26 protein-coding genes are annotated in these 24,957 nt (G+C 41.2%); 3 read left to right on the plus strand and 23 right to left on the minus strand.

Annotation, left to right across the window (positions count from 1 at the left end; translation table 11 throughout):
• Positions 1-148 precede the first annotated feature (148 nt).
• From glmU to H5181_RS13670, 17 genes are all read right to left on the minus strand, one after another.
• Positions 149-1,513 (minus strand): bifunctional UDP-N-acetylglucosamine diphosphorylase/glucosamine-1-phosphate N-acetyltransferase GlmU, encoded by a 1,365-nt coding sequence (gene glmU, locus H5181_RS13590; protein WP_182751297.1) that lies wholly within the window; start codon positions 1,511-1,513, stop codon positions 149-151.
• A 148-nt stretch (positions 1,514-1,661) separates the two neighbouring features.
• Positions 1,662-2,090: a F0F1 ATP synthase subunit epsilon gene (locus H5181_RS13595; RefSeq protein WP_011639449.1), complete on the minus strand. Its 429-nt coding sequence runs from the start codon at positions 2,088-2,090 to the stop codon at positions 1,662-1,664.
• Between the two features lie 36 nt (positions 2,091-2,126).
• Positions 2,127-3,518 carry a F0F1 ATP synthase subunit beta gene (gene atpD / locus H5181_RS13600; protein ID WP_011639450.1) on the minus strand — a complete coding sequence of 464 codons (1,392 nt, stop codon included), beginning with the start codon at positions 3,516-3,518 and terminating at the stop codon, positions 2,127-2,129.
• 35 nt (positions 3,519-3,553) lie between these two features.
• Positions 3,554-4,414, minus strand: coding sequence for a F0F1 ATP synthase subunit gamma (atpG, locus tag H5181_RS13605; RefSeq protein WP_011639451.1), 861 nt, complete (start codon positions 4,412-4,414; stop codon positions 3,554-3,556).
• A gap of 53 nt (positions 4,415-4,467) precedes the next feature.
• Positions 4,468-6,009, minus strand: coding sequence for a F0F1 ATP synthase subunit alpha (gene atpA, locus H5181_RS13610; protein ID WP_011639452.1), 1,542 nt, complete (start codon positions 6,007-6,009; stop codon positions 4,468-4,470).
• Between the two features lie 14 nt (positions 6,010-6,023).
• Positions 6,024-6,557, minus strand: a complete 534-nt coding sequence (atpH, locus tag H5181_RS13615) for a F0F1 ATP synthase subunit delta (RefSeq protein ID WP_011639453.1) — start codon at positions 6,555-6,557, stop codon at positions 6,024-6,026.
• A 16-nt stretch (positions 6,558-6,573) separates the two neighbouring features.
• The gene (atpF, locus tag H5181_RS13620; protein WP_011639454.1) at positions 6,574-7,044 is read right to left on the minus strand and encodes a F0F1 ATP synthase subunit B; all 471 of its coding nucleotides are present in this window, start codon (positions 7,042-7,044) and stop codon (positions 6,574-6,576) included.
• A gap of 37 nt (positions 7,045-7,081) precedes the next feature.
• Entirely contained in the window at positions 7,082-7,333 is a 252-nt protein-coding gene (gene atpE / locus H5181_RS13625; RefSeq protein WP_011639455.1) for a F0F1 ATP synthase subunit C, read from the minus strand.
• A 65-nt stretch (positions 7,334-7,398) separates the two neighbouring features.
• A complete protein-coding gene (atpB, locus tag H5181_RS13630) occupies positions 7,399-8,193 on the minus strand; it encodes a F0F1 ATP synthase subunit A (RefSeq protein ID WP_011639456.1) in 795 nt (264 codons plus the stop codon).
• Positions 8,194-8,205: 12 nt separating this feature from the next.
• Entirely contained in the window at positions 8,206-8,589 is a 384-nt protein-coding gene (locus H5181_RS13635) for an ATP synthase subunit I (protein ID WP_086019818.1), read from the minus strand.
• A 225-nt stretch (positions 8,590-8,814) separates the two neighbouring features.
• Positions 8,815-9,696: a ParB/RepB/Spo0J family partition protein gene (locus H5181_RS13640; protein WP_011639458.1), complete on the minus strand. Its 882-nt coding sequence runs from the start codon at positions 9,694-9,696 to the stop codon at positions 8,815-8,817.
• A gap of 9 nt (positions 9,697-9,705) precedes the next feature.
• Positions 9,706-10,494: a ParA family protein gene (locus H5181_RS13645; RefSeq protein ID WP_182751298.1), complete on the minus strand. Its 789-nt coding sequence runs from the start codon at positions 10,492-10,494 to the stop codon at positions 9,706-9,708.
• A gap of 62 nt (positions 10,495-10,556) precedes the next feature.
• Complete coding sequence (rsmG, locus tag H5181_RS13650) at positions 10,557-11,177, minus strand: 16S rRNA (guanine(527)-N(7))-methyltransferase RsmG (protein WP_041413262.1); 621 nt, start codon at positions 11,175-11,177, stop codon at positions 10,557-10,559.
• A gap of 112 nt (positions 11,178-11,289) precedes the next feature.
• Entirely contained in the window at positions 11,290-13,179 is a 1,890-nt protein-coding gene (mnmG, locus tag H5181_RS13655; protein ID WP_182751299.1) for a tRNA uridine-5-carboxymethylaminomethyl(34) synthesis enzyme MnmG, read from the minus strand.
• A 471-nt stretch (positions 13,180-13,650) separates the two neighbouring features.
• The gene (gene mioC / locus H5181_RS13660; protein ID WP_182751300.1) at positions 13,651-14,091 is read right to left on the minus strand and encodes an FMN-binding protein MioC; all 441 of its coding nucleotides are present in this window, start codon (positions 14,089-14,091) and stop codon (positions 13,651-13,653) included.
• A gap of 283 nt (positions 14,092-14,374) precedes the next feature.
• Positions 14,375-15,220, minus strand: a complete 846-nt coding sequence (fghA, locus tag H5181_RS13665; RefSeq protein ID WP_182751301.1) for an S-formylglutathione hydrolase — start codon at positions 15,218-15,220, stop codon at positions 14,375-14,377.
• 73 nt (positions 15,221-15,293) lie between these two features.
• The gene (locus H5181_RS13670) at positions 15,294-16,424 is read right to left on the minus strand and encodes an S-(hydroxymethyl)glutathione dehydrogenase/class III alcohol dehydrogenase (RefSeq protein WP_011639464.1); all 1,131 of its coding nucleotides are present in this window, start codon (positions 16,422-16,424) and stop codon (positions 15,294-15,296) included.
• A gap of 141 nt (positions 16,425-16,565) precedes the next feature.
• On the opposite strand from H5181_RS13670, the gene H5181_RS13675 reads away from it, so the two are divergent.
• Positions 16,566-17,432 carry a LysR substrate-binding domain-containing protein gene (locus tag H5181_RS13675; RefSeq protein ID WP_059746112.1) on the plus strand — a complete coding sequence of 289 codons (867 nt, stop codon included), beginning with the start codon at positions 16,566-16,568 and terminating at the stop codon, positions 17,430-17,432.
• Positions 17,433-17,483: 51 nt separating this feature from the next.
• Here the strand turns inward: H5181_RS13675 and H5181_RS13680 are convergent, their stop codons facing one another.
• The 6 genes from H5181_RS13680 to rpmH all read right to left on the minus strand — a co-directional run bounded on the left by H5181_RS13680 (position 17,484) and on the right by rpmH (position 21,926).
• Positions 17,484-18,098 (minus strand): PolC-type DNA polymerase III, encoded by a 615-nt coding sequence (locus tag H5181_RS13680; protein ID WP_059746111.1) that lies wholly within the window; start codon positions 18,096-18,098, stop codon positions 17,484-17,486.
• 25 nt (positions 18,099-18,123) lie between these two features.
• Positions 18,124-19,485 (minus strand): tRNA uridine-5-carboxymethylaminomethyl(34) synthesis GTPase MnmE, encoded by a 1,362-nt coding sequence (gene mnmE, locus H5181_RS13685; RefSeq protein WP_182751302.1) that lies wholly within the window; start codon positions 19,483-19,485, stop codon positions 18,124-18,126.
• A gap of 81 nt (positions 19,486-19,566) precedes the next feature.
• Positions 19,567-21,195 carry a membrane protein insertase YidC gene (gene yidC / locus H5181_RS13690; protein ID WP_102036188.1) on the minus strand — a complete coding sequence of 543 codons (1,629 nt, stop codon included), beginning with the start codon at positions 21,193-21,195 and terminating at the stop codon, positions 19,567-19,569.
• A 3-nt stretch (positions 21,196-21,198) separates the two neighbouring features.
• Positions 21,199-21,453, minus strand: a complete 255-nt coding sequence (gene yidD / locus H5181_RS13695; protein WP_182751303.1) for a membrane protein insertion efficiency factor YidD — start codon at positions 21,451-21,453, stop codon at positions 21,199-21,201.
• Positions 21,420-21,776 (minus strand): ribonuclease P protein component, encoded by a 357-nt coding sequence (gene rnpA / locus H5181_RS13700; protein WP_011639470.1) that lies wholly within the window; start codon positions 21,774-21,776, stop codon positions 21,420-21,422. The genes yidD and rnpA overlap by 34 nt, the downstream gene beginning before the upstream one ends.
• Positions 21,777-21,788: 12 nt before the next feature.
• Positions 21,789-21,926 (minus strand): 50S ribosomal protein L34, encoded by a 138-nt coding sequence (gene rpmH, locus H5181_RS13705; protein WP_006083827.1) that lies wholly within the window; start codon positions 21,924-21,926, stop codon positions 21,789-21,791.
• Positions 21,927-22,372: 446 nt separating this feature from the next.
• Between rpmH and dnaA the strand changes: the two genes are divergently transcribed.
• Together dnaA and dnaN are read left to right on the plus strand one after the other, a co-directional pair.
• Entirely contained in the window at positions 22,373-23,758 is a 1,386-nt protein-coding gene (gene dnaA / locus H5181_RS13710) for a chromosomal replication initiator protein DnaA (RefSeq protein WP_011635493.1), read from the plus strand.
• 19 nt (positions 23,759-23,777) lie between these two features.
• Positions 23,778-24,878, plus strand: a complete 1,101-nt coding sequence (dnaN, locus tag H5181_RS13715) for a DNA polymerase III subunit beta (protein WP_182751304.1) — start codon at positions 23,778-23,780, stop codon at positions 24,876-24,878.
• Positions 24,879-24,957: the final 79 nt, after the last annotated feature.

Here is a 24,957-nt window from a genome sequence, read left to right on the forward strand (position 1 = left end):
GAAACCAATGCATTGAGCCAACATACTAAAATGAATTTAAGCTTAAATTATCTCTTTTTGTGATTTTATTTGGTAAGTTTAATATTCATAGTCTTTAAGACAATAAAAAAGCGACCAATGGCCGCTTTAGAATAATCAGTATAAAAATCTACTTTTTAATTTTAATCGGCCGTTGCCAACCCGTAATATGACGCTGTTTAACGCGCGTAATCACCAGTTCATTTTCTGCTACATCTTTGGTTATGGTTGAACCAGCACCTAAAGTAGCATTTTTACCGATTGTCACAGGTGCAACAAGTTGGGTATCGCTACCGACGAATACACCATCTTCAATAGTGGTAATAAACTTATTGGCACCGTCATAGTTACAGGTAATCGTACCGGCACCTATATTAACCCCAGCACCAATTTGTGCATCGCCTAAATAGGCTAAGTGACCAGCTTTAGAACCTTTACCTAATACGCTCTTTTTAATTTCAACAAAGTTACCAATATGAGCATCTTCTTTAAGCTCTGCCCCTGGGCGTAAACGAGCAAAAGGTCCAGCACTGGCAGCTTGTCCAAGCTTAGCGCCTTCAACGATAGTATAAGGTTTAATTTCTGCATTATCGGCAATGTCGCAATCAATCAAAATCGCGCCGGCTCCAATTGTCACGTTATTACCTAAGGTTACTTTACCTTGAAAAATAACGTTAACATCAATCATCACGTCCATACCAACAGACACGTCGCCACGAATATCAATACGAGCAGGGTCGCGTAAATTAGCGCCTTCAAGCATCATTTTTTCAGCAGCTCGAGCTTGATAAGCTCGCTCTAATTGCGCAAGTTGTACGCGGTTATTAGCGCCTTCGACTTCAATAGCTGATTGTGGTTGTGAGGTGGTAATTTCAACACCATCAACATTAGCCATGGCGATAATGTCAGTCAAATAGTATTCGCCTTGAGCATTATTATTAGATAAACGATTTAACCATGCTTTTAACTGCTTACCTGGTACCGCCATAATGCCGGTGTTCACTTCGTTAATAGCTAACTGCTCAGCGTTAGCATCTTTTTGTTCAATAATTCCGACTACTTTACCCTGTTCACGAACGATACGACCATAACCGGTAGGGTTAGGTAAATTGACAGTCAAAATAGCAAGACCATTTGTAGGACGAACAGTCAATAAAGCTTCTAAGGTCGATTGTTGAATTAGCGGCACATCACCATAAAGAATTAATACCGTGTCGTCGTCGTTAATATTTGGGTTAGCTTGGGCAACGGCATGGCCGGTACCGAGTTGTTCTGCTTGCAATACCCAATTTAATGCTTGCTCACCTAAAGCCGCTTGTAATTTATCTGCACCATAGCCATACACTAACTGAATAGCCGATGAACCTAAAGAATTGGCAGTATCGATAACGTGTTGCACCATACTTTTATGGGCAATGGGATGCAGCACTTTAGGCAGATCTGAGCGCATCCGAGTTCCTTTTCCTGCAGCTAAGATCACAACATTTAACGACATTGAGCATTCCTTTATTGAACAGATAGAGATTTGCGGTCATTTTAGCGGAATATCAACCAAAGGGAAAACAAAGGCGCTAAGTTAGCCAGTAATAGGCAATAAAAAAGGCGACTCGTAAGAGTCGCCTTTTAAGCGTCAAATAATCAGATTATCTGGTGATATTTTTCTTGATGCATTCAACAACACGTAGTTGAGCCAAAGATTTGGCTAACTCGATTGTAGCAGCTTCATAATTGAAGTCAGTACCGGCATTAGCAATTGCTTGCTCTGCACGTTCTTTGGCTTCTAAAGCAGCTTTTTCATCAATATCATCGGCACGTAATGCTACATCAGCAAGCACTGAAATTGCAGTAGGTTGTACTTCAAGTAAACCACCTGATAAATACAACACTTCTTCACTGCCATCTTGCTTGATAAAGCGCGCCATACCAGGCTTGATTTTTGTCAGTAACGCAACATGGTTAGGCATAATACCTAACTCACCTTCAGCACCATTAACTTCTAAAAAGCTAACTTGGCCATGGAAGATGCTGTTTTCTGCACTAACAATATCAAGTTGGACTGTTTTGGCTGCCATCAAGTTCTCCTTAAAGAACTAAGCTTTACGGCCTAGTTATTTCTTTTTGTTAGCTTTTTCGACAGCTTCATCGATAGAGCCAACCATGTAGAACGCTTGCTCTGGGATGTGATCGAACTCACCATCCAAGATACCCTTGAAGCCACGGATGGTGTCTTTAAGAGAAACGTACTTACCAGGAGAACCAGTGAAGACTTCTGCTACGAAGAAAGGTTGAGATAAGAAACGCTCAATCTTACGTGCTCGGAATACCATGGTTTTGTCATCATCTGACAATTCATCCATACCCAAGATAGCAATAATGTCTTTCAGCTCTTTATAACGCTGTAATACAGTTTGTACACCGTTTGCAACATCATAATGCTCTTGGCCAACAACCTGTGGATCTAACTGACGTGAAGTCGAATCCAATGGGTCAACCGCTGGGTAAATACCCAAAGATGCAATTTGACGAGACAATACAACAGTCGCATCTAAGTGAGCGAAGGTTGTTGCTGGTGACGGATCAGTTAAGTCATCCGCAGGTACATATACTGCTTGTACAGAAGTAATCGAACCAGACTTAGTTGAAGTGATACGTTCTTGAAGAACACCCATCTCTTCAGCTAGTGTTGGCTGATAACCTACTGCAGAAGGCATACGACCTAATAGTGCAGACACTTCAGTACCCGCTAGGGTGTAACGGTAAATGTTGTCCACGAACAACAATACGTCACGACCTTCGTCACGGAACTTTTCAGCGATACTCAGGCCAGTTAACGCTACGCGTAAACGGTTACCTGGAGGCTCGTTCATCTGACCATAAACCATGGCTACTTTGTCTAATACGCCTGAATCTTCCATCTCGTAGTAGAAGTCGTTACCCTCACGAGTACGCTCACCAACACCAGCGAAAACAGAAAGACCAGAGTGAGCTTTAGCGATGTTGTTAATCAGTTCCATCATGTTGACTGTTTTACCAACACCAGCACCACCGAACAGACCGACTTTACCACCTTTAGCGAAAGGACAAACAAGGTCGATAACCTTGATACCTGTCTCTAATAGCTCAGTTGAATTTGACTGATCTTCGTATGAAGGGGCTGCACGGTGAATAACATAACGCTCTTCTTCACCAATAGGACCCGCTTCATCGATAGGCTCACCCAATACGTTCATAATACGGCCAAGGGTTGCAACCCCTACCGGAACAGTAATTGGTGAACCTGAGTTTGCTACCTCTAGACCACGACGCAGACCATCAGAAGAACCCATAGCGATGGTACGAACTACACCACCACCTAGTTGCTGCTGAACTTCCAGCACCAAACCATTACAGGCGCCTTCACCAGTGATCTTCAGAGCGTCATATACTCGAGGTACAGAATCTTGTGGAAACTCTACGTCCACAACCGCGCCAATTACTTGGACAACAGTACCTGTGCTCATGATTAATCCTCTAAACTTGATTTCGTTACCTAAACCTAAACCGCTGCAGCGCCTGATACAATTTCCGACAGTTCTTGCGTAATCGCAGCCTGACGGGCCTTGTTATAGACGAGTTGCAAATCATCGATCATTTCGCCAGCGTTGTCTGTTGCCGCCTTCATAGCTACCATACGGGCAGCTTGTTCAGAGGCAATATTCTCAACAACACCTTGATATACTTGTGACTCTACATAACGAGTTAACAATAGGTCCAAAACTTCTTTTGGATCTGGCTCGTAAATGTAATCCCAAGGATAACTAGCTACTTCTTCATCTGACTTAGGTAAAGGTAGCAGCTGTTCGATCACCGGAGTCTGGGTCATTGTATTAACAAATTTGTTAAACACAATGTACAGACGATCCAATTTACCTTCGTTGTAAGCTTTTAACATGACACGTACAGTGCCAATCAAATCAGCAAGTTTTGGCGCATCGCCTAAACCTGATGCATGGGCGGAAACTTCACCACCAAAGCTTTTAAAAAACTGAACAGAACGGGCACCAATTGGGCAAAACTCAACGTCTGCACCCTGTTCTTTCCATTTTTTAACGTCTGACACAACCTTTTTAAAGAGGTTGACGTTCAAACCACCACAAAGGCCACGGTCGGTTGCTACAACAATGTAACCAACCCGCTTGGCATCTCTCACCTCTAAATAGGGGTGTTTATACTCGAGAGTACCTTGCGCTACGTGACCGATCACCTTACGCATATTTTCTGCATATGGACGGCTCGCTGCCATGCGTTCCTGCGCTCTGCGCATTTTGCTGGCGGCAACCATTTCCATAGCGGAAGTGATCTTCTGAGTATTTTTAACACTCGCGATCTTGGTTTTAATCTCTTTAGCGCTGGCCATCTCTACTCTCCAATCTGGGACCTGAGGTGCCTAATGACACCCCGTGTTCATTATTACCAGGTTTGGGTTTCAATGAACTTGTCCATGCCTGCCTTTAACTCACCTTCGATATCAGCGTTATAATCGCCAGTAGCATTGATGGTGTTCATTAGGTCAGTATGTTGACTGTTCATGTATGAAAGCAGAGAGGCCTCGAAGCGACCGATTTCATTTAAAGCAACACCTTTAAGGTAGCCTTTTTCAGCTGCGAAAATAGACACAGACTGGGCAGCAACGCTCATAGGAGCATATTGCTTTTGCTTCATTAATTCGGTTACACGCTCACCATGCTCAAGTTGAGCACGAGTTGCATCATCTAAATCAGACGCAAACTGTGAGAACGCAGCAAGCTCTCGATACTGTGCAAGTGCAGTACGAATACCACCAGACAGTTTCTTGATGATTTTAGTCTGCGCAGCACCACCAACACGAGAAACAGAAATACCTGGGTTAACTGCTGGACGTAGTCCTGAGTTAAACAAATCAGTTTCAAGGAAGATTTGACCATCTGTAATAGAAATTACGTTGGTCGGTACGAACGCTGATACATCACCAGCTTGGGTTTCAATAATAGGTAAAGCGGTTAACGAACCAGTTTGACCTGTTACTGCACCTTTAGTGAACTTTTCTACATAATTCACGTTTACGCGTGAAGCACGCTCTAATAAACGAGAGTGTAGATAAAAAACGTCACCTGGGTATGCTTCACGTCCTGGTGGACGCTTCAATAGTAATGAAATTTGACGATAAGCAACTGCTTGCTTAGACAAATCATCATATACGATTAAAGAATCTTCACCGCGGTCACGGAAGTATTCACCCATAGAACAACCAGAATATGGCGCTAAGTATTGCAGTGCAGCAGCTTCAGAAGCTGAAGCAACAACAACAATAGTGTTAGCTAATGCACCATGTTCTTCAAGCTTGCGTACTACGTTAGCGATGGTAGAAGCTTTCTGACCAATAGCTACATAGACACACTTAATGCCTGATTCTTTCTGGTTGATAATTGCATCGATTGCCATCGCTGTTTTACCAGTCTGACGGTCACCAATAATCAATTCACGTTGACCACGACCAATAGGGATCATGGCATCAACGGCTTTATAACCAGTTTGAATTGGTTGTGATACTGACTTACGTTCAATAACACCAGGGGCAATCACTTCAACAGGAGAGAAACCATCGTTGTCGATAGGTCCTTTTCCGTCAATAGGCTCACCTAGAGTGTTAACAACGCGGCCAAGTAGACCACGACCCACCGGTACTTCAAGAATACGACCAGTGGTTCTTACTTTATCGCCTTCTGCTAAATTAGCATAAGGCCCCATCACTACGGCGCCGACAGAATCACGTTCTAAATTCAACGCGATTGCAAAACAGCCACCAGGCAGTTCGATCATTTCACCTTGCATTACATCGGCTAGGCCGTTAATGCGAATGATGCCGTCACTTACTGCAACGATTGTACCTTCGTTGCGAGCTTCACTAACGACGTCGAACTGCTGGATCCGCTGCTTAATCAGATCGCTGATTTCAGTGGAATTCAGTTGCATGCTCAAACTCCCAATTACGACTGCAGCTTTTCAGACAAACGCGATAACTTACCGCTTACCGAGCCATCAATGACTAGGTCGCCTGATTTAATAATTACACCGCCAATAAGCGATGCGTCGATGCTGCAATTCAGCTTAACTTTGCGTGCGAGACGTTTCTCTAAAGAAACACTAATTTGCTGCTGTTGCTCAGAGCTTAGCTCAGTAGCAGAAACCACATCGGCTTCAACTTCTTTTGCCCACTCATTACGGTATTCAGCAAAAAGTAGCGATACTGTTGACAGTATCCCTAAACGACCGTTTTCAGCCATTACCTTTATCAGGTTTTGACCTTGCTCATTGACTTGCTCACCGCATACTTTTATAAACAGTGTGGCAAGCTGTGTACTCGCGAGAGTACCATTAAGCAGTGGCTTTATTGATTCGTTTTCACTTACCAATGAAGCGAAAGTTAACATTTCTGTCCAACTTTCTACTGCTTTATGCTCAACAGCAAAATCAAAAGCTGCCTTTGCGTAAGGGCGAGCGATGGTGCTTAATTCAGCCATAACTCAACTCCCTTAATCAAATTTCAGCAACAAGTTTATTAACAATGTCACTGTGGGCTTCTGGATCAATCGTACGTTCAAGAATTTTCTCTGCACCAGCGATAGCTAGTAGAGCAACTTGCTTACGCAAATCATCTTTCACGCGATTACGTTCGTTTTCAATTTCTGCTTGACCCTGAGCGATAATTTTAGCGCGCTCAGTTTGTGCTTCAACTTTAGCTTCTTCAACGATTTGAGCCTTACGCTTATTAGCTTGCTCAATAATTTCGTTGGCAGTTACTTTTGCTTCTTTAAGTTGCTCAGTAGCTTTAATTTGTGCTAACTCTAGATCTTTTGCTGCACGGCCGGCATCAGCCAGACCATCAGCAATTTTCTTCTGGCGTTCTTCGATGGCATTCATCAACGGAGGCCATACAAACTTCATGCAAAACCACACGAAGAGAATAAAGGCAACCGTCTGACCGAATAGGGTAGCGTTGAAATTCACAACAGCCTCCTAGTTAGATTAAAGACAGAAGCGTTAGTTAAAGCATTGCACCCAATGGGTTAGTAAATAGCATAAATAGCGCAATACCTACACCAATCATAGTTACGGCATCTAAAAGACCCGCTACGATGAACATTTTAACTTGTAACATAGGCGCCATTTCTGGCTGACGAGCTGCACCTTCTAAAAACTTCCCACCTAAAAGGCCGAAACCAATAGCTGTTCCTAATGCACCCATACCAATGAGTAGAGCAACAGCAATAGCCGTCATTCCTAATACAGTTTCCATATCTATCTCCAATATTCTAAATCGTTGTTATTAATGATTTAGGTCAAAAAAATTTTCGGTTACCCTTAATGATCTTCATGCGCCATGCTTAAATAAACAATGGTCAACATCATGAAAATAAATGCTTGTAAAGTAATAACTAAAATATGGAAAATTAACCAACCTAGTTGTAATCCTACACCTAGAGCAGATAACGCCACGTTAGAACCGTACATCAATGCAATAAGGATAAATATCAACTCACCAGCGTACAAGTTACCAAATAGTCGAAGAGCCAATGAAATCGGCTTCGCAACTAGAGTTACTGTTTCTAATAATAAGTTGACGGGTATCATTGCCCAATGGTTAAAAGGCTGAAATGTTAGTTCTTTAACAAAACCTGAAACACCTTTGACTTTAATGCTGTAATAAATAATCAGCACAAACACACCAAGAGCTAAGCTGAAGGTAATGTTAACGTCTGTAGTCGGAACAACTTTTAGGTATGGAACACCAGCTAATAAAGCCAATGAAGGTAACCAATCGACTGGGATCATATCCATGAAGTTCATCATGAAAATCCAGACGAAAATTGTCAGAGCTAAAGGCGCAATAACAGGATTGCGGCCGTGAAAAGTTTCTTTCACACTGCTATCAACGAACTCAACAATGATCTCGACAAAACATTGAAATTTGCCAGGAACGCCTGTGGTCGCTTTTTTGCCGGCACGGTAAAACAGCCATAAGAACAACATTCCAAGCCCAACCGAAAAGAGCAACGAATCAATGTTCCAAGTCCAAAATCCTTCACCAACGGTTAAATTGGTAAGATGATGTTGGATATAGCTCTGCTGTGTCATTTCTTCACCAGTTGCAGACATGATTCATCCCACTTAACTTTGCTTGAAATATAAAGGTGCTATCCAATGTACAACTAACACTAATGAGTAACAGGTAAAAAGCGGCATAAATCCAACTTTTAGATTGATAAACACTAACGAAAATAATGCAATGGTTAATAGCATCTTTACCGCTTCCCCCCAGTAAAAGCTTTTAATCACTTTTGCTGCAGAGCTTGCCCCACTATGTGAGAAAGCTAGGGTTGCGAATACAAAATTAGGAAGTACAGCAATTACGCCACCTGCAAGAGCAGATAGGCCATACTGTGCTCCCCACATAACGAAAAATAGTGTTGAAATAATACTCGCGACTGCCGCTTGTACCAGCACTAATTTATAGGCTGCTAACCTGCCACGACGCGCTAAAACATTACCCAACTTCATATCTCCGCATTATTGCCTTTCGCGATCCTAATGTTAAATTTAATATATTAAACTAGCCTTAAGATTCAAAAAGCCTGCAAAGTATACCTTTTCGCGCTTTGTTTGCAACTTTGATGATAGTAAAACAACGATTTTACGCACGATTCAGCGCTAAATAATCAAAAACTAAAATTAGACCTATGTCACAAACTTACTAATGAAATTGGTTTGTTCCACATTTTAGCGAATTTTACTTAAAATTCCGTCTAATTCAGCGAGATTCTGGTAATTTATTACAATTTTGCCTTTACCTTTACTACCATGATTGATAGCAACCTTGGCACCGAGTCTTTCAATTAACTCTTGTTCTAAACGACTAACATCATGATCTTTAGCTGGTGTTTCGGCGTCTTTAGCCGGATTTAGGGCTTTATTAACTAATCGTTCAGTTTCTCGAACAGTCATTTCTTTTGAGGCTACTAATCGAGCTAAATTTGTCTGTTCATCGCCTTCTACCGCCAATAAAGCACGGGCATGGCCCATGTCGATATCACCGTTTTCTAACAAACGTTTAACAGGTTCATTAAGGCTATTTAAACGCAATAAATTAGACACACTAACACGAGATTTACCAACAGCATCAGCCACTTGTTGATGTGTTAATTCAAATTCTTCTAATAATCGCTGTAAGGCAATGGCTTCTTCCATTGCATTTAAATCTTCTCGCTGAATATTCTCAATTAGCGCGATAGCGACTGCAGCGTCATCAGCCACTTGCTTTACAATACACGGGACTTTATCAAGTTTAGCGAGTTGAGCAGCACGCCAACGACGTTCACCGGCAATAATTTCATAATTAGTTGCAGAAATTTTACGTATAACAATAGGTTGTATAACACCTTGAGCACGAATTGATTCTGCTAGCTCTTCTAGTGCTTCCGGCGACATATCTTTACGTGGTTGATACTTACCTGGTTGCAACAAATCAAGATCAAGGTGAAGTAAGTCATTTAACGATGCAGATTGCTGCTCTTCTGCTTGATCATTTTTACGACTAGCAGTATTACTGTGGCTTAACAAGGCATCCAAGCCTTTACCTAAACCGCGTTTTTTTAAGGTCATTTTTGTATCCTACGCTTGTTTGGGTTGATTTTGCTGTTCTGCACGACGGATTATTTCACCTGCTAGGGCTAAATAGGCTTTAGCTCCAGCACTTGATTTGTCGTAATACATGGCAGGTGCACCAAAACTAGGTGCTTCAGCTAAACGAACATTTCGCGGTATGACAGTGCGATACACTTTCTCACCAAAATGCTGTTTGAGTTGGTCTGATACATCATTAGATAAACGATTACGCGGATCATACATAGTCCGCAAAATGCCTTCTATACTTAATGTAGGGTTAACCATGGCGCCTAGCTTGGTAATGGTGTCAATTAACGCGGTTAAACCTTCTAGGGCATAATATTCACATTGCATTGGCACAAGCACTGAATCAGCAGCAGACATGGCATTTACAGTTAACATATTGAGAGATGGCGGGCAGTCGATAAAGATAAAGTCATAATCATCTTTGATCGGTGCTAATGCATTGCGTAAACGGATCTCACGCGCATAAAATTCCATTAATTTAATTTCAGCAGCAGTGACATCACCATTACCCGCGATCAAATCATATTTACCAATGGTATTTTTAATCACTATTTCGGCAAAGGGTTTTTCTTCGACTAATAATTCATAAGCGGTGTTTTCGACTTCATATTTATCGACACCACTGCCCATAGTCGCATTACCTTGAGGATCTAAATCGATCAACAACACTTTACGCTTTGTGGCGGCAAGTGATGCGGCTAAATTAACGCAAGTCGTTGTTTTTCCAACGCCACCTTTTTGGTTGGCTACGGCAATGATTTTACCCACAATGTCATCCTGTCTTAAAGTTATTGATGTCCGGTTAGCTTAATTAGCGAAAGAAATGCGAGTTATTGCTTAGCAATTTTTAATAAATGTCGCTGTTCATCTAACATTGGTACATGCAATACAATGGTTTCTACCAACGAAAATCCTGTTGGCATCTCTTGTAATTCTTGCTGATTTAACTGGCCTTTTAATGCATAAAAAGTGCCTTTCTCGGTCGGTAAATGATGACACCAACTGAGCATATCTTGAATTGATGCAAATGCTCGGCTTAACACACCATCAAATTTAATCTCTGGGATATAAGCTTCAACTCGACTTTCTACCGAAGTAATATTATTGATTTTTAATTCAAACTGAACCTGTTTTTGAAAACGGATTCGTTTACCTAAACTATCTAGCAATACAAACTGCTTATCTGGATTCATAATCGCTAATGGGATCCCTGGTAAACCGGGGCCAGTTCCCACATCGATAAAACGTTGTCCTTCAAGATAAGGAGAAACGGTCAAACTGTCCATAACATGACGGATTAACATTTGCTCAGGATCGCGAACAGCGGTGAGATTATAAGCCTTATTCCATTTATCAAGCATTTCAACAAAACCTATTAATTGTTTTTGTTGTAATTCAGTGGCCGACATATTCATTTCAGCTAAATAGGTTTTAAGTTGGGCAGATAACACAGAAAGCCTCGTAGGTTGCATGATAAAGACGGCAGTTATTATGAAGCCGTAAAAGCACTAAGGGAAGCCTTATGGCTTCCCTTGTGGTATTGAGTTGTAAAAATAACTAGATTTATGCGATTTTTCGCAATAAACCTCGTTTTTTCAAATGTACTAGCAAAATTGAGATAGCTGCAGGGGTAATACCTGAGATCCGTGATGCTTGTCCAACAGTGTCAGGTTTATGATTATTCAGTTTTGCGATCACTTCATTTGATAAGCCTGGTACTTCCTGATAATCCAGATCAAGGGGCAATAATGAATTTTCATGACGGATCGCTTTATCAATTTCATCTTGCTGACGTTGAATATAACCAGAGTACTTAACTTGAATTTGCACTTGTTCAGCAGCTTGTTGATCTTCAAGTCCAGGACCAAAACCTTCTAATGACATTAGCTTTGCATAATCCATTTCAGGACGGCGTAGCAAATCTTCAAATGATGCTTCACGCGAAATAGGAGTGTTTAATTGTGGATTAAGTACACCTAATAAAGCAGAATTTGGGTGGACCCATTGACTGCGTAAGCGCTGAAGTTCTAATTCGATCGATTCTCTTTTGGCAATAAATGATTCCCATCGCTTATCATCAACTAAGCCTAATTCACGGCCTTTTTCAGTCAAACGTAAATCGGCATTATCTTCACGAAGTAATAAACGGTATTCCGCACGGCTGGTAAACATGCGGTACGGTTCTTTTGTACCTAAGGTTGATAAATCGTCAACTAAAACTCCTAAATAAGCTTCATCACGACGAGGACACCAAGCTGCTTTACCTTGAACTTGCAGTGATGCATTCATTCCAGCAAGCAAACCTTGAGCTCCGGCCTCTTCATAACCAGTAGTACCGTTAATTTGACCAGCGAAATAAAGTCCTTCGATGGCTTTAGTTTCTAATGAGTTTTTAAGATCGCGTGGATCAAAATAATCATATTCAATAGCATAGCCAGGACGCATAATTTCGGCATTTTCCATGCCTTTAATTGAGCGGACTAAATTTAATTGAACATCAAACGGTAAACTGGTTGAGATACCATTTGGATAAATTTCATTAGTACTTAGTCCTTCAGGTTCAATAAATATCTGATGTGACGATTTGTCTGCAAAACGATGGATTTTATCTTCGATTGACGGGCAATAACGTGGTCCGATCCCTTCTATAACGCCTGAGTACATTGGGCTACGATCTAGTCCTCCACGAATAATGTCGTGGGTTTTCTCGTTAGTATGAGTGATAAAACATGAAACCTGTCTTGGATGCTGACTAACATCACCAATAAATGACATTACTGGAAGTGGTGTGTCACCTTTCTGCTCAGTCATTTGTGTAAAATCAATGGTATTAGCATCAATACGTGGAGGTGTACCGGTTTTTAAACGGCCAACACGGATATTTAATTCACGTAAACGATTCGCTAATGCAATTGCTGGTGGATCGCCTGCACGGCCACCACTGTAATTTTGCATACCAATATGGATTTTACCGCTTAAGAATGTACCCGTTGTTAATACAATTGCAGGTGCTTCGAAAGCTAAACCCATTTGTGTTACTACACCAATAACTTTATCGTTTTCAACAACTAGGTCATCAACAGCCTGTTGGAAAATACGTAAATTAGGTTGGTTTTGTAAAATATGCTGGATTTTTTGACGATATAGCGCTCTGTCTGCTTGTGCACGTGTTGCACGAACAGCTGGGCCTTTGCTTGAATTTAATGTTCTAAATTGAATACCGGCAAAGTCAGTGGCAGTTGCCATTGCACCACCTAAGGCATCAATTTCTTTTACCAAATGGCCTTTACCAATCCCGCCAATAGCAGGATTACAAGACATTTGGCCAAGTGTGTCGATGTTATGGGTCAACAATAATGTTTTTGAGCCCATTCTTGCAGCTGCAAGTGCTGCTTCAGTTCCGGCATGACCACCACCAACAACAATTACATCAAACCGTTCATGAAAATGCATTATCTGACCTTTGATAGCTAAGAAAGTTAAATTCGAATTTAATCTTTTTTCGATTGGATCATTTTAGCACTTGCTTGTCTGAACGTGAACGATCATTTTTCACTGATTGATCAAGATGCGGTTTGCTTAATAGATCTTAAGATCTTTATATAGATCTTTTTATTATGTTTATTATTAGGATCGGACTTTTCTGTTGATAACTTTTATTTCTTTTTAAAATCAATAATTAAAGTCAAAATTAACCTGTGATCTGATCGAGATCAAACTCAAGATAACATGGGGATAGATCGGGTAGTTATCCACAAGGGTGATCATTGAGCAGATCGGACTGTGAATAGTACAGAGTTATGATCGCTAAAAATAATAGCTTATCCACAAACTTATACTAATAAGTAATATATTGTGGATAAGTATGATCTAATCTGTGAGTTGATCAGGATTTATTCAGGATATGATCGGATCTATATAGGCTTAGATAAGATGCTGCCATTGCAATAACCACGCTAGAGCAGGTTCTTCAGGTATTGGATCTCGTTGCACGTCTATTTGGATCTTATCCACAATAGCGTTACATCCATTCTGTAAAAGTAGTGAGGTTATTTTTTCAGGTCCTTGGCAGAAAGTATCGTAACTAGAGTCGCCAATTGCACATAAAGCGAACTTGATATGGTTAAGATCGGGCATTTCGATCATTAATTGCTTATGAAACGGAACTATATTGTCGGGAAGATCGCCTGCTCCATGAGTAGAACATACAAGGATCCACACTGGAAAATCAGCTAATTCATCTATATTAGGCTCAATAAAGACCTCTGTTTGATGGTTTAACTCAGCAAGTTGAGCCGCCATTTCATCGGCAACATATTCTGAACCGCCTAATGTTGTGCCTACTAATAATGCTACTTTTGCCATCTTGACTCCAAATTATCTGTATATTTCATTATTGCATACCTGTTTTGATCGCTGTGGGGCGATGTATTTGGCTATTTTACTCGTTCAATTGCGATTAATGTTGGCTTATTTGTGTTTATAAAGGGGGATAACTGTGTAAACAACTGTGCTTTAGGCGTTTTTAAGTGCTTTTATTTAGGCTTTGTTTATTGGTTAACATGAGTTTTTAATGTTTTCAGCATAAAAAAACGAGCCTTATAAGGCTCGTTGATATGGAGTTAATACTGCAGTATTACTTGGATAACTAACTTAATGACAAATACTTTGCATGAAAACGCAGATGGTCTTCAATAAATGTCGCGATAAAATAATAGCTGTGGTCATAACCAGGCTGCATTCTTAGCTCAAGCGGATAACCTTTGTCTTTTGCTACTTTGACTAAGTCTTGTGGCTTTAATTGCTCGTTCAAAAAATTGTCATTACAGCCTTGGTCCACCAGCGCAGGCACAAATTGTTGGCTATTGGCCATTAACTCGCAGCTATCGTATTGTTTCCATTGTTGCTGGTCATCACCTAAGTAACCGCGGAATGCTTTGATGCCCCATGGGCTGTCCATTGGATGACAAATAGGACTGAATGCAGACAAGCTTTTATATTTATTAGGATTTTTTAATCCGATAGTTAACGCGCCATGTCCACCCATTGAGTGACCGCTAATACTACGTTGTTCTGTTACCGGAAAATGAGCTTCAATCAATGCAGGCAATTCGTTTACCACGTAATCATACATTTGGTAATGCTGACTAAATGGTGGTTTAGTGGCATTTAGATAAAAGCCTGCGCCTAAACCAAAGTCATAAGCGCCGTCAGCATCATCTGCGACACTTTCACCTCGTGGGCTGGTATCCGGTGCGACAATAGCCATGCCTAGCTCTGCTGCTATTCGCTGTGCACCTGCTTTTTGCATAAAGTTTTCATCAGTACACGTAAGCCCTGACAACCAGTATAAAACCGGTACTTTTTGGCTTTCGGCTTGTGGTGGTAAGTAAATAGCAAACCGCATGGTGCAATTTAGCGCACTTGATTGATGACTGTATTGTTTATGCCAACCACCAAATGCTTTGGTACTGCTGATACTTTCAATGGTCATTATGTGTCCTTATTTGTCAGACCGCAGTTAAGTTGTTTAACGCTTAACTGCGTCTGTCATGATAAATTAAGCGTTACTTGGCAAAGTGGATCACGCTGCGAATACTTTCACCTTTGTGCATTAAATCAAATGCATCGTTAATGCCTTCAATACCCATGGTGTGAGTAATAAAGTGGTCAAGTTTAAATTCGCCAGCTAGGTATTGCTCAACAATACCAGGTAATTCACTGCGTCCTTTTACACCACCAAATGCACTACCACGCCATACGCGACCAGTAACTAACTGAAATGGACGGGTTGATATTTCTTGGCCTGCACCGGCTACACCAATAATGACTGACTCGCCCCAACCTTTATGACAGCATTCTAATGCACTGCGCATTACATTGACGTTACCAATACATTCAAATGAGAAATCGACACCACCGTCGGTCATTTCTACAATCACTTCTTGAATAGGCTTATCAAAGTTTTTAGGGTTGATGCAATCGGTTGCACCTAATTTTTTGGCAAGTTCGAATTTAGACTCGTTAAGGTCAATACCAATAATGCGGCTCGCGCCAGCCATGGTGGCACCAATAATTGCTGATAGACCGATACCGCCTAAACCAAAAATAGCGACAGTATCACCTTTTTGAACTTTAGCTGTTTTCAATACAGCGCCCATGCCGGTAGTCACACCACAACCTAATAAACAGACTTCTTCTAAAGGCGCATCTTTACTGACTTTGGCTAATGATATTTCGGGTAATACGGTGTACTCAGAAAATGTTGAACAGCCCATGTAGTGAAAAATTGGCTCACCATCTTTAAAGAAACGCGTGGTGCCGTCTGGCATTAATCCTTTGCCTTGAGTTTCACGTACTGCACTGCAAAGATTAGTTTTACCAGAAGTACAGAATTTACATACTCCACATTCTGCTGTGTATAACGGAATAACATGATCGCCGACTTGTACGCTAGTAACGCCTTCACCTACCATGTGAACAATACCGCCACCTTCATGACCAAGAATCGCTGGGAATACCCCTTCAGGATCATCACCTGAAAGCGTGAAAGCATCAGTATGACAAACACCAGATGCCACAATACGTACCATGACTTCACCTGCTTTTGGGTACATGACGTCGACTTCTTCTACCGATAGTGGCTGGCCAGGTCCCCAAGCAATAGCGGCTTTTGATTTAATAAATTGTGCTGACATAAATGATTTCCTTAACATTAACGACCATGGTCAACATGGTTAAGAGGTATGACTACAGTGTAGTGTATTTAGCCATTGTATTTGTTTATCATAGAATGATAATTAGCTTATTTTGCAAATGACTTTTACGAGAATGTAATAATGATGAAGTGGGAAGGCATTTTTGAATTTGTGGCGGTGGCCGAAACGGACAGTTTTACTGTGGCTGGCAAGCGTTTGAGTATTTCTACCGCGCAAGTGAGTCGACAAATTAGTCAGCTTGAAAACCGTTTAAACACTAAATTATTTTATCGCACCACTCGTAAAGTATCGTTAACCGAAGAAGGTACGGTCTATTATCAGCATTGTCGCCAGGTATTAAACAGTCTTGATGAAGCAGAACGCGCTATTTCAAGTTTAAAAGATAAGCCACAAGGACTTATTAGAATTACTGCACCAGTGACTTACGGTGAAAAGTTTATCATGCCGATAGTGATTGATTTTATGCAGCAATATCCTGATATTGAAGTGATTTGTGAGCTGACTAATCAGCAACTTGACTTAGTGGATGGTGGTTATGATTTGGCTATTAGGTTAGGGCGGTTAACTAATTCTACTATGATGGCAAAGCGGCTTACGAGTCGAAGCCAATATGTGTGCGCAGCCCCGAGTTATATCGCTAAATACGGTACGCCTTATGCGTTATCGGAGTTAAGTCAGCATAATTGTTTAATCGGCAGTCAGTCACATTGGCATTTTGTTGAGCAAGGTAAACCTAAGACGGTAAAAGTGCATGGGTCTTTAGCTTGTAGCAGTGGTTTGAGTTTATTGAATGCAGCTATATGTGGTTTGGGGATTGTGCAGTTACCAGGATATTACGTCAATGATGCTATAGCAGAGGGGCAGTTAGTGGTATTGCTTGCTCCTTTTCAACAACCTAAAGAAGGTATTTGGGCTTTGTATCCGCATAATCGCCATTTATCACCCAAAGTCAGATTGCTGGTCGATAAGTTATCGCAAGAGTTGTAACTATATGCTGTTTTTCTCGAACCAATGTTAACGATGGAAGTTAACAATACTCTAGCTCATAGTTCGCAAATAACGTGCAATTTGAGCTTTTGGAAGGCTGGATATTTTATTGATAATATCAATGGTAATAGCTTGTTTGGGCAGCTGTAGTTGTAATAGATCTATTTGATGTAACCATAAATGGCTGGTCATGGTGGCATCAGCCAAGGCCCGGTGAAACACGCCATCGTTAGGTAATTGGTGATGATTTACAAGCGTGCCAAGCTTATGATTGGGGGCATCTTGGCTTATCCGCCTTGATAATAACAACGAGCAAGCAAATTGACCGCTGTAATGCAGTTTGCTATGGCTAAACTCGGCATCGAGAAACTTTTTATCAAAGCTGGCATTGTGTGCCACCAAATTAAAACCATCAATAAACTTAGCAAACTGCCCCATGACTTGTTTGGACGCAGGGGCATGTTTAAGCATATCGTTACTAATACCAGTGTATTGCTCAATAAAGCTATTGACTCGCCGACCAGGATTAATCAATTCCTGAAAAGTATCGACTATTTGACCATTAACTAACTTAACCGCCCCAATTTCTATGGCTCGGTCACCGTTATCTGGTGATAGTCCTGTGGTTTCAAAATCGAGTACCACAACTTGGTTAGCGAGTTTCATCAATTTACACCTATTTATCGATACACTATTTACCAATACAGAATGAGCCAAAAATCTTGCCCAATAGATCATCTGATGTGAATTTACCGGTGATTTCAGATAAGGCCATTTGTGTCATGCGCAGTTCTTCTGCTAGTAACTCTCCAGCTAAATACACTTCAAGTTGTTCTTTGCCCAGTTGTAAGTGATTTGCGGCAAGCTCGAGCGCTTCTAAATGACGGCGACGGGCAATAAATCCCCCCTCTAAGTTACTTTGGTAACCCATTAATGATTTAAGATGCTGCTTTAACTCATCAACACCTAAACCTGTTTTAGCTGATATCCGGTAAACACAACTGCCTTGTTCTTCGGTTTTATCTAAGGCTTCATCCGTTAGATCTGCTTTATTTCGTACTACCGTTACCCCTAGTTTTGCAGGTAAACGGTCGATAAAGTCGGGCCAAATTTCGTGAGGATTTACAGCATCGGTTGTGGTGCCATCGACCATAAACAAGACTCTATCGGCACTGGCTATTTCTGCCCATGCGCGTTCGATACCTATTTGTTCAACAGTATCGAGTGTGTCTCGTAACCCAGCCGTATCGATAATGTGCAGTGGCATACCGTCTAAGTGGATATGTTCGCGAAGTACATCGCGAGTCGTTCCAGCAATTTCAGTCACAATGGCTGATTCCTTACCGGCTAATGCATTAAGTAAGCTTGATTTACCGGCATTAGGGCGGCCGGCAATCACAACTTTCATTCCTTCGCGGATGATTGAACCTTGCTTGGCGCTAGCTTGTACAGTGTCTAGTTTACTGATGATTTTATATAACGCGTTGGCAATTTTACCGTCGGATAGGAAGTCGACTTCCTCATCGGGGAAGTCAATCGCTGCTTCTACATATAAGCGCAGGTTGGTGACTTGGTCGACAAGCTCGTGTACTTCTTTTGAAAATTCACCCTGTAGTGATTGCAAGGCACTTTTTGCTGCTTGTTCACTGGTAGCATCAATTAAGTCAGCAATCGCTTCTGCTTGAGTTAAGTCGAGTTTATCGTTCATAAAGGCTTGTTCGCTGAACTCACCTGGTCTAGCAATGCGAATACCGTCTATTTCCATGACACGCTTAATTAGCATGTCGAGCACGATTTGACCACCATGACCTTGCAGTTCTAGGACATCTTCGCCGGTAAATGAATTTGGTCCTTTAAAAAATAGCGCAATCCCTTGATCAATCACCTGACCGTCAGCATTGTTAAAGTCACAATATTCTGCGTAACGAGTTTTAGGCACATGGCCAATAATCGCTGTTGCTACATTAGTGGCTAAATCACCAGAAATACGAATGATGCCTACGCCACCTCTTCCTGGGGCGGTGGCTTGTGCCACAATAGTGTCTGTTGTCACGGTATTACCTATAAAATGGATAAAGGAAAAGGCGGCTAATCAGCCGCCTTTTTAATCAGTTATACAACATTGAGCTTAGGCTTATTTTATGCCATTTTTCTCAAGGCCAGCATAAATAATTTTCTGCTGTGTGATTGCAACTAAGTTACCCACTAACCAGTAAAGTACTAGACCAGCTGGGAACCATAAGAAGAATACGGTAAAGATAACTGGCATCCACTGCATCATTTTCACTTGCATTGGATCCATTGTTGGCGCTACCGGTTGCATTTTCTGCATCAAGAACATTGATAAGCCCATTAACAATGGCAATACATAGTATGGATCTTGAACTGATAAGTCAGTAATCCAAAGCATGAATGGCGCGTGGCGTAATTCATAGCTTTCTAGTAGTACCCAGTATAATGCGATGAAAATTGGCATCTGTAACAGAATAGGTAAGCAACCGCCCATAGGGTTTACTTTTTCTTTCTTATACAGTTCCATCATAGCTTGACCCATCTTTTGACGGTCATCACCAAAGCGTTCTTTCATCTCTGTCAATTTAGGCTGCAGATTACGCATTTTGGCCATAGAGGTATATTGCTTTTTAGTCAGCGGATATAGACCTCCACGAACGGTGAGGGTGATCAAAATAATAGCTACACCCCAATTACCCACAAATGATTGATAGAACATCAATAACCAGTGGATTGGAATGGCTAACCACCATAAGAAACCGTAATCAACAACCAAGTTTAAGGTTTCAGAAATAGCTGAAAGCTCTTTTTGGTTTTTTGGACCAACATAAAACTGCGAGCTAATTTCTTGAGTCGCGCCAGGAGCAATATCATATACCGCACCACGGAAACCAATATTAGCCATTCCACCAGCACTCATACTTGAAAAAATGGTGTTTGAATCTGTTGCTGGCGGCACCCAAGCTGACACAAAGTAATGTTGTAGCATTGCTGCCCAACCACCGAGTGTTACTTTAGCGAGATTTTTGTCAGCCATATCGTCAAAGTTATATTTCTCATAACGAGTATCTTGAGCCGAGAAAGCACCACCACGATAGGTTGGCATCATCATGCTGCTTTCAGATTCTTTAATCGTTTGCTTAATTTGACCATACATCTGCACTTGTAACGGTGCTGCTGAAGTATTGCTGATGCTGTAATCTACGCCGACATCATATTGACCACGAGTGAACGTAAAGGTTTTTACGTAGGTGACACCGTTGTCTGCTGTATAAGTAAATGGCACGGTTAATGTGTCTTTACCATCAGCTAAAGAATATGAATTGGTTTGAACACTATAAGCTGCTCGACCATTGGCACTACTATCAATACCATCACGACCAATAAGTCCGCTTTGGGCGATATAAGTGAAATTGTTCTTTTGCTCTAAAATGACAAATGGATCACTACTGTCGATTTCGCGTTTATGTTCCACTAATGCGGCATAAACTATGTCACCACCGATCGGGCTGATTTTAATATCAAGCTGATCAGTTTTAACGCTAATAAGGTTTTTATTTGCAGGTAATTCTACTGGTACCCCAGAGATATCTGCTTCTGGAACGTCAGCACTGTGTTGTGAGGCGGCGTTAGTTTGAGTAACAGTTTGTGCTGTTGCTGGTTTTGGTGCTTTATCTGTTTGCCATTGTTGCCACATTAAAAAGCTGACAAACAGCAGACCGATTAGCAATATATTGCGTTGAGATTCCATAGCCTATTTATTACACCTGTCATTTTTAGGGGGGACGGGATCACTACCGCCGGGATGTAAAGGGTGACATTTTAATATGCGTTTCATTGCAAACCAACTACCTTTTACTGTTCCATGTGTTTTTATTGCTTCTATAGCATAATAAGAACAAGTTGGATTAAACCGACAACGCGGTCCCAATAAAGGGCTGATAATAATTTGGTAACCACGGATAACCGTGGTTGCTAGCCATTGTAACGGCGACTGAGTTTGCGCCATAGCTTTTCTATTAATTTGTGTAGTTCTGCATTTTCCATTTCCATCACGCCATTTCTGACTAATACAACGATATCTATATCTGGGATGTCGTGTTGATGTAAACGAAAACTATCTCTTATCACACGTTTAATACGATTACGTTGGTTTGCACGTTTAACAAAACGTTTGGCCACAGTTAATCCTAAACGAGGATGTTGCTCTGAATTTGGAATTGCGAGCAGAGTTATTTCAGCAGAGGATGCTTTGATTGGATTGGAGAATACAGATTTAAATTGCGCGGGAGTTAACAAACGTAACTCCCGCGAAAAGGTATAGCTAGTCACCTAGTTATCTACTTACGCAGATAAACGAGCGCGACCTTTCGCACGACGACGTGCAAGGACCTTACGGCCGCCTACAGTAGCCATACGAGCGCGGAAGCCGTGAGAACGCTTGCGCTTCAGGTTGCTAGGTTGAAAAGTACGTTTACTCATGATGGCAATCCGTCTTTGTTAGTGAATTTACCTTATCTCCAACATTAGAGGTAAGGGCAAAAAAGAGGCCGAATTGTAATCACTTTAAGTAGCCTCGTCAATAACGAAAGTACTTATATGACAAATTTCTGCCAATCTTTATTTGAAGCTACTATCGATTAAGCACCAGAAGATGTGGATAAGTCTGTGTACAGACACTATATCTTGTGGATCTTTCGTTGTTTCAGTAGATCAAAGAAATGCTATTATAGATCAAGGTGGATCGGTTAATAAAGCTGGATTTGCTTGAATTTTGCAATTAATGGATCGATTTTGATCTTCGCTGATCACAGATATATACACAGAATGATCCCGCTGGGGATAATTCTTCTTTATAAGGATAGCGATCATTGTGATCTCCCTATAGAATACACCTCCTTTGATTAAAGATATTTGGGGATAAATAAGTGGCGGTTTCACTTTGGCAACAATGTATCGGCAGACTGCAAGACGAGTTATCAGCACAGCAGTTCAGTATGTGGATCCGTCCGTTACAGGCTGAAATGGATGGTGATACTTTGGTTTTGTATGCGCCAAATCGTTTTGTGCTGGATTGGGTACGCGATAAATACATCAATATCATTAATCAATTTTTTACTGAACAAATGGGCAGTAATGCACCTAAGTTACGTTTTGATATTGGTAGCCGTCCTTCTGCTCGTCCGGTTGCGCCAGCTCCTGTAGCGGCTAAACCTGTTAATCGCCAAACTAAAGCCCAGGTAGGAACCACGTCCTTTAATACCCAGGCTGAACCGATTATTAACCCTAATCACCGCAGTAATATTAATCCTACTTACCAATTTGATAACTTCGTTGAAGGTAAATCGAACCAGTTAGGTAAAGCTGCTGCATTGCAAGTTTCTGAAAATCCTGGTGGTGCTTATAATCCGTTATTTTTATATGGCGGCACTGGTTTAGGTAAAACTCACCTTTTACACGCGGTCGGTAATGGCATTATTAAAAATAATCCCAATGCCAAAGTGGTGTATATGCATTCTGAACGTTTTGTTCAGGACATGGTAAAAGCGCTGCAAAATAACGCGATCGAAGAATTTAAACGTTATTACCGTAGTGTCGATGCGCTATTTATTGATGACATTCAATTTTTTGCCAATAAAGATCGTTCGCAAGAAGAGTTTTTCCATACTTTTAATGCATTGTTAGAAGGTAATCATCAAATTATTTTAACCTCAGACCGTTATCCAAAAGAGATCGACGGGGTAGAGGATCGCTTAAAATCACGCTTTGGTTGGGGCTTAACGGTTGCTATTGAGCCACCTGAATTAGAAACCCGCGTAGCGATTTTAATGCGCAAAGCACAAGAGAGCGGAATAAACCTACCTGATGAAGTGGCATTCTTTATTGCCAAGCGGTTACGTTCAAACGTACGTGAATTAGAAGGTGCACTAAACCGCGTGATTGCTAATGCTAACTTTACTGGCCGTCCAATTACTATTGACTTTGTGCGTGAAGCATTAAGAGATCTCTTGGCACTACAAGAAAAATTAGTCACTATAGATAATATTCAGAAGACTGTTGCTGAATACTACAAAATAAAAATGGCAGATATGCTGTCTAAACGCCGTTCTCGCAGTGTGGCAAGGCCTAGACAAGTTGCAATGGCGCTATCTAAAGAACTTACTAACCAAAGTTTACCGGAAATTGGTGATGCTTTTGGAGGTCGTGACCATACGACAGTATTACATGCTTGTCGTAAAATCGCCCAATTGCGCGAAGAAAGTCATGATATTAAAGAAGATTATGCTAACTTGATTAGAACTTTGTCTTCTTAATTCAGGGAATGTAGACACGATGAAATTTTCAATTGATAGGGACGCCCTATTAAAGCCGTTGCAGTTAGTGTGCGGCGCAGTAGAACGCAGACACAACTTACCTATTTTAGCCAACTTATTAGTTGAAGTTAGTGAGTCATCACTTAAGCTAACGGGCACTGATTTAGAGGTTGAGTTGGTGGGCCAAGCGGCTATTCATGGTGACATTGATATCGGTCGTACGACGGTTCCTGCTAAAAAGCTACTGGATATTGTTAAGTCATTACCAGAGCAGAGCGAATTAAAGGTCGAACAACAAGATAATAAATGGTTGTTGCGTTCAGGTCGCAGCCGTTTTTCATTGGCAACATTACCCGCTGAAGATTATCCCAACGTTGAAGAATTCCAAGCGGATATCGAATTTAGCTTAAAGCAAGGCGTGTTGAAGTCGATTATTGATTCAACTCAGTTTTCAATGGCTAACCAAGATGTCCGTTATTATCTCAACGGTTTGTTATTTGAAACGGAAGGCAATGTATTACGTGCTATTGCTACCGACGGACATCGTTTAGCCTTAAGCCATCGTAAGCTTGATGTTTCATTACCTGAAAAACAAGTGATTGTGCCTCGTAAAGGGGTGGTTGAAATGGCGCGCTTGCTCGACAGTGACGATCAGGATATTACCATTGCCATTGGTGATAATGCCATTAGAGCGATTACCAGTTCTGCAGTATTTACCAGTAAGCTTGTTGATGGCCGTTTCCCTGATTACCGCCGTGTGTTACCTAAGGGTGGCAACAAAGTGGTTATCGCCAGTCGCAATCAACTAAAACAAGCGTTAACTCGTGCTTCTATCCTATCGAATGAAAAATTCCGTGGAGTACGTATTCAGCTTGAAACTGGTTTATTAAAAATTACTGCCAATAATCCAGAGCAAGAAGAAGCAGAAGAGATTATTGATGTTGAATATGACTCTGACAATCTAGAAATTGGTTTTAACGTTAGTTACCTGCTTGATGTATTAAACAACTTAGCCAGTGATGAAGTGCGAATTACTTTAATTGATGGTAATTCCAGTGCCTTGATTGAGAACCACAAAGAAGAAGATTCTATGTATGTGGTGATGCCAATGCGCCTGTAATGCGTTATTGTGTTATTGCTATATCAAAGGTGCTGCAAAGCACCTTCTTTGTCTCTAGCGTTTTATTGGGTTATCACAA

The organism is Shewanella sp. SG44-2, assembly GCF_014164215.1.
GTDB classification, from domain to species: domain Bacteria; phylum Pseudomonadota; class Gammaproteobacteria; order Enterobacterales; family Shewanellaceae; genus Shewanella; species Shewanella frigidimarina.

What these genes read in the sequence shown, in the direction of transcription:
- glmU (WP_182751297.1), bottom strand. Translation starts at nt 1,513, where the DNA reads ATGTCGTTAAATGTTGTGATCTTAGCTGCAGGAAAAGGAACTCGGATG.
- H5181_RS13595 (WP_011639449.1), bottom strand. Translation starts at nt 2,090, where the DNA reads ATGGCAGCCAAAACAGTCCAACTTGATATTGTTAGTGCAGAAAACAGC.
- atpD (WP_011639450.1), bottom strand. Translation starts at nt 3,518, where the DNA reads ATGAGCACAGGTACTGTTGTCCAAGTAATTGGCGCGGTTGTGGACGTA.
- atpG (WP_011639451.1), bottom strand. Translation starts at nt 4,414, where the DNA reads ATGGCCAGCGCTAAAGAGATTAAAACCAAGATCGCGAGTGTTAAAAAT.
- atpA (WP_011639452.1), bottom strand. Translation starts at nt 6,009, where the DNA reads ATGCAACTGAATTCCACTGAAATCAGCGATCTGATTAAGCAGCGGATC.
- atpH (WP_011639453.1), bottom strand. Translation starts at nt 6,557, where the DNA reads ATGGCTGAATTAAGCACCATCGCTCGCCCTTACGCAAAGGCAGCTTTT.
- atpE (WP_011639455.1), bottom strand. Translation starts at nt 7,333, where the DNA reads ATGGAAACTGTATTAGGAATGACGGCTATTGCTGTTGCTCTACTCATT.
- atpB (WP_011639456.1), bottom strand. Translation starts at nt 8,193, where the DNA reads ATGTCTGCAACTGGTGAAGAAATGACACAGCAGAGCTATATCCAACAT.
- H5181_RS13640 (WP_011639458.1), bottom strand. Translation starts at nt 9,696, where the DNA reads ATGACCTTAAAAAAACGCGGTTTAGGTAAAGGCTTGGATGCCTTGTTA.
- mnmG (WP_182751299.1), bottom strand. Translation starts at nt 13,179, where the DNA reads ATGCATTTTCATGAACGGTTTGATGTAATTGTTGTTGGTGGTGGTCAT.
- mioC (WP_182751300.1), bottom strand. Translation starts at nt 14,091, where the DNA reads ATGGCAAAAGTAGCATTATTAGTAGGCACAACATTAGGCGGTTCAGAA.
- fghA (WP_182751301.1), bottom strand. Translation starts at nt 15,220, where the DNA reads ATGACCATTGAAAGTATCAGCAGTACCAAAGCATTTGGTGGTTGGCAT.
- H5181_RS13670 (WP_011639464.1), bottom strand. Translation starts at nt 16,424, where the DNA reads ATGTCAGCACAATTTATTAAATCAAAAGCCGCTATTGCTTGGGGACCT.
- H5181_RS13675 (WP_059746112.1), top strand. Translation starts at nt 16,566, where the DNA reads ATGATGAAGTGGGAAGGCATTTTTGAATTTGTGGCGGTGGCCGAAACG.
- H5181_RS13680 (WP_059746111.1), bottom strand. Translation starts at nt 18,098, where the DNA reads ATGAAACTCGCTAACCAAGTTGTGGTACTCGATTTTGAAACCACAGGA.
- yidC (WP_102036188.1), bottom strand. Translation starts at nt 21,195, where the DNA reads ATGGAATCTCAACGCAATATATTGCTAATCGGTCTGCTGTTTGTCAGC.
- yidD (WP_182751303.1), bottom strand. Translation starts at nt 21,453, where the DNA reads ATGGCGCAAACTCAGTCGCCGTTACAATGGCTAGCAACCACGGTTATC.
- rpmH (WP_006083827.1), bottom strand. Translation starts at nt 21,926, where the DNA reads ATGAGTAAACGTACTTTTCAACCTAGCAACCTGAAGCGCAAGCGTTCT.
- dnaN (WP_182751304.1), top strand. Translation starts at nt 23,778, where the DNA reads ATGAAATTTTCAATTGATAGGGACGCCCTATTAAAGCCGTTGCAGTTA.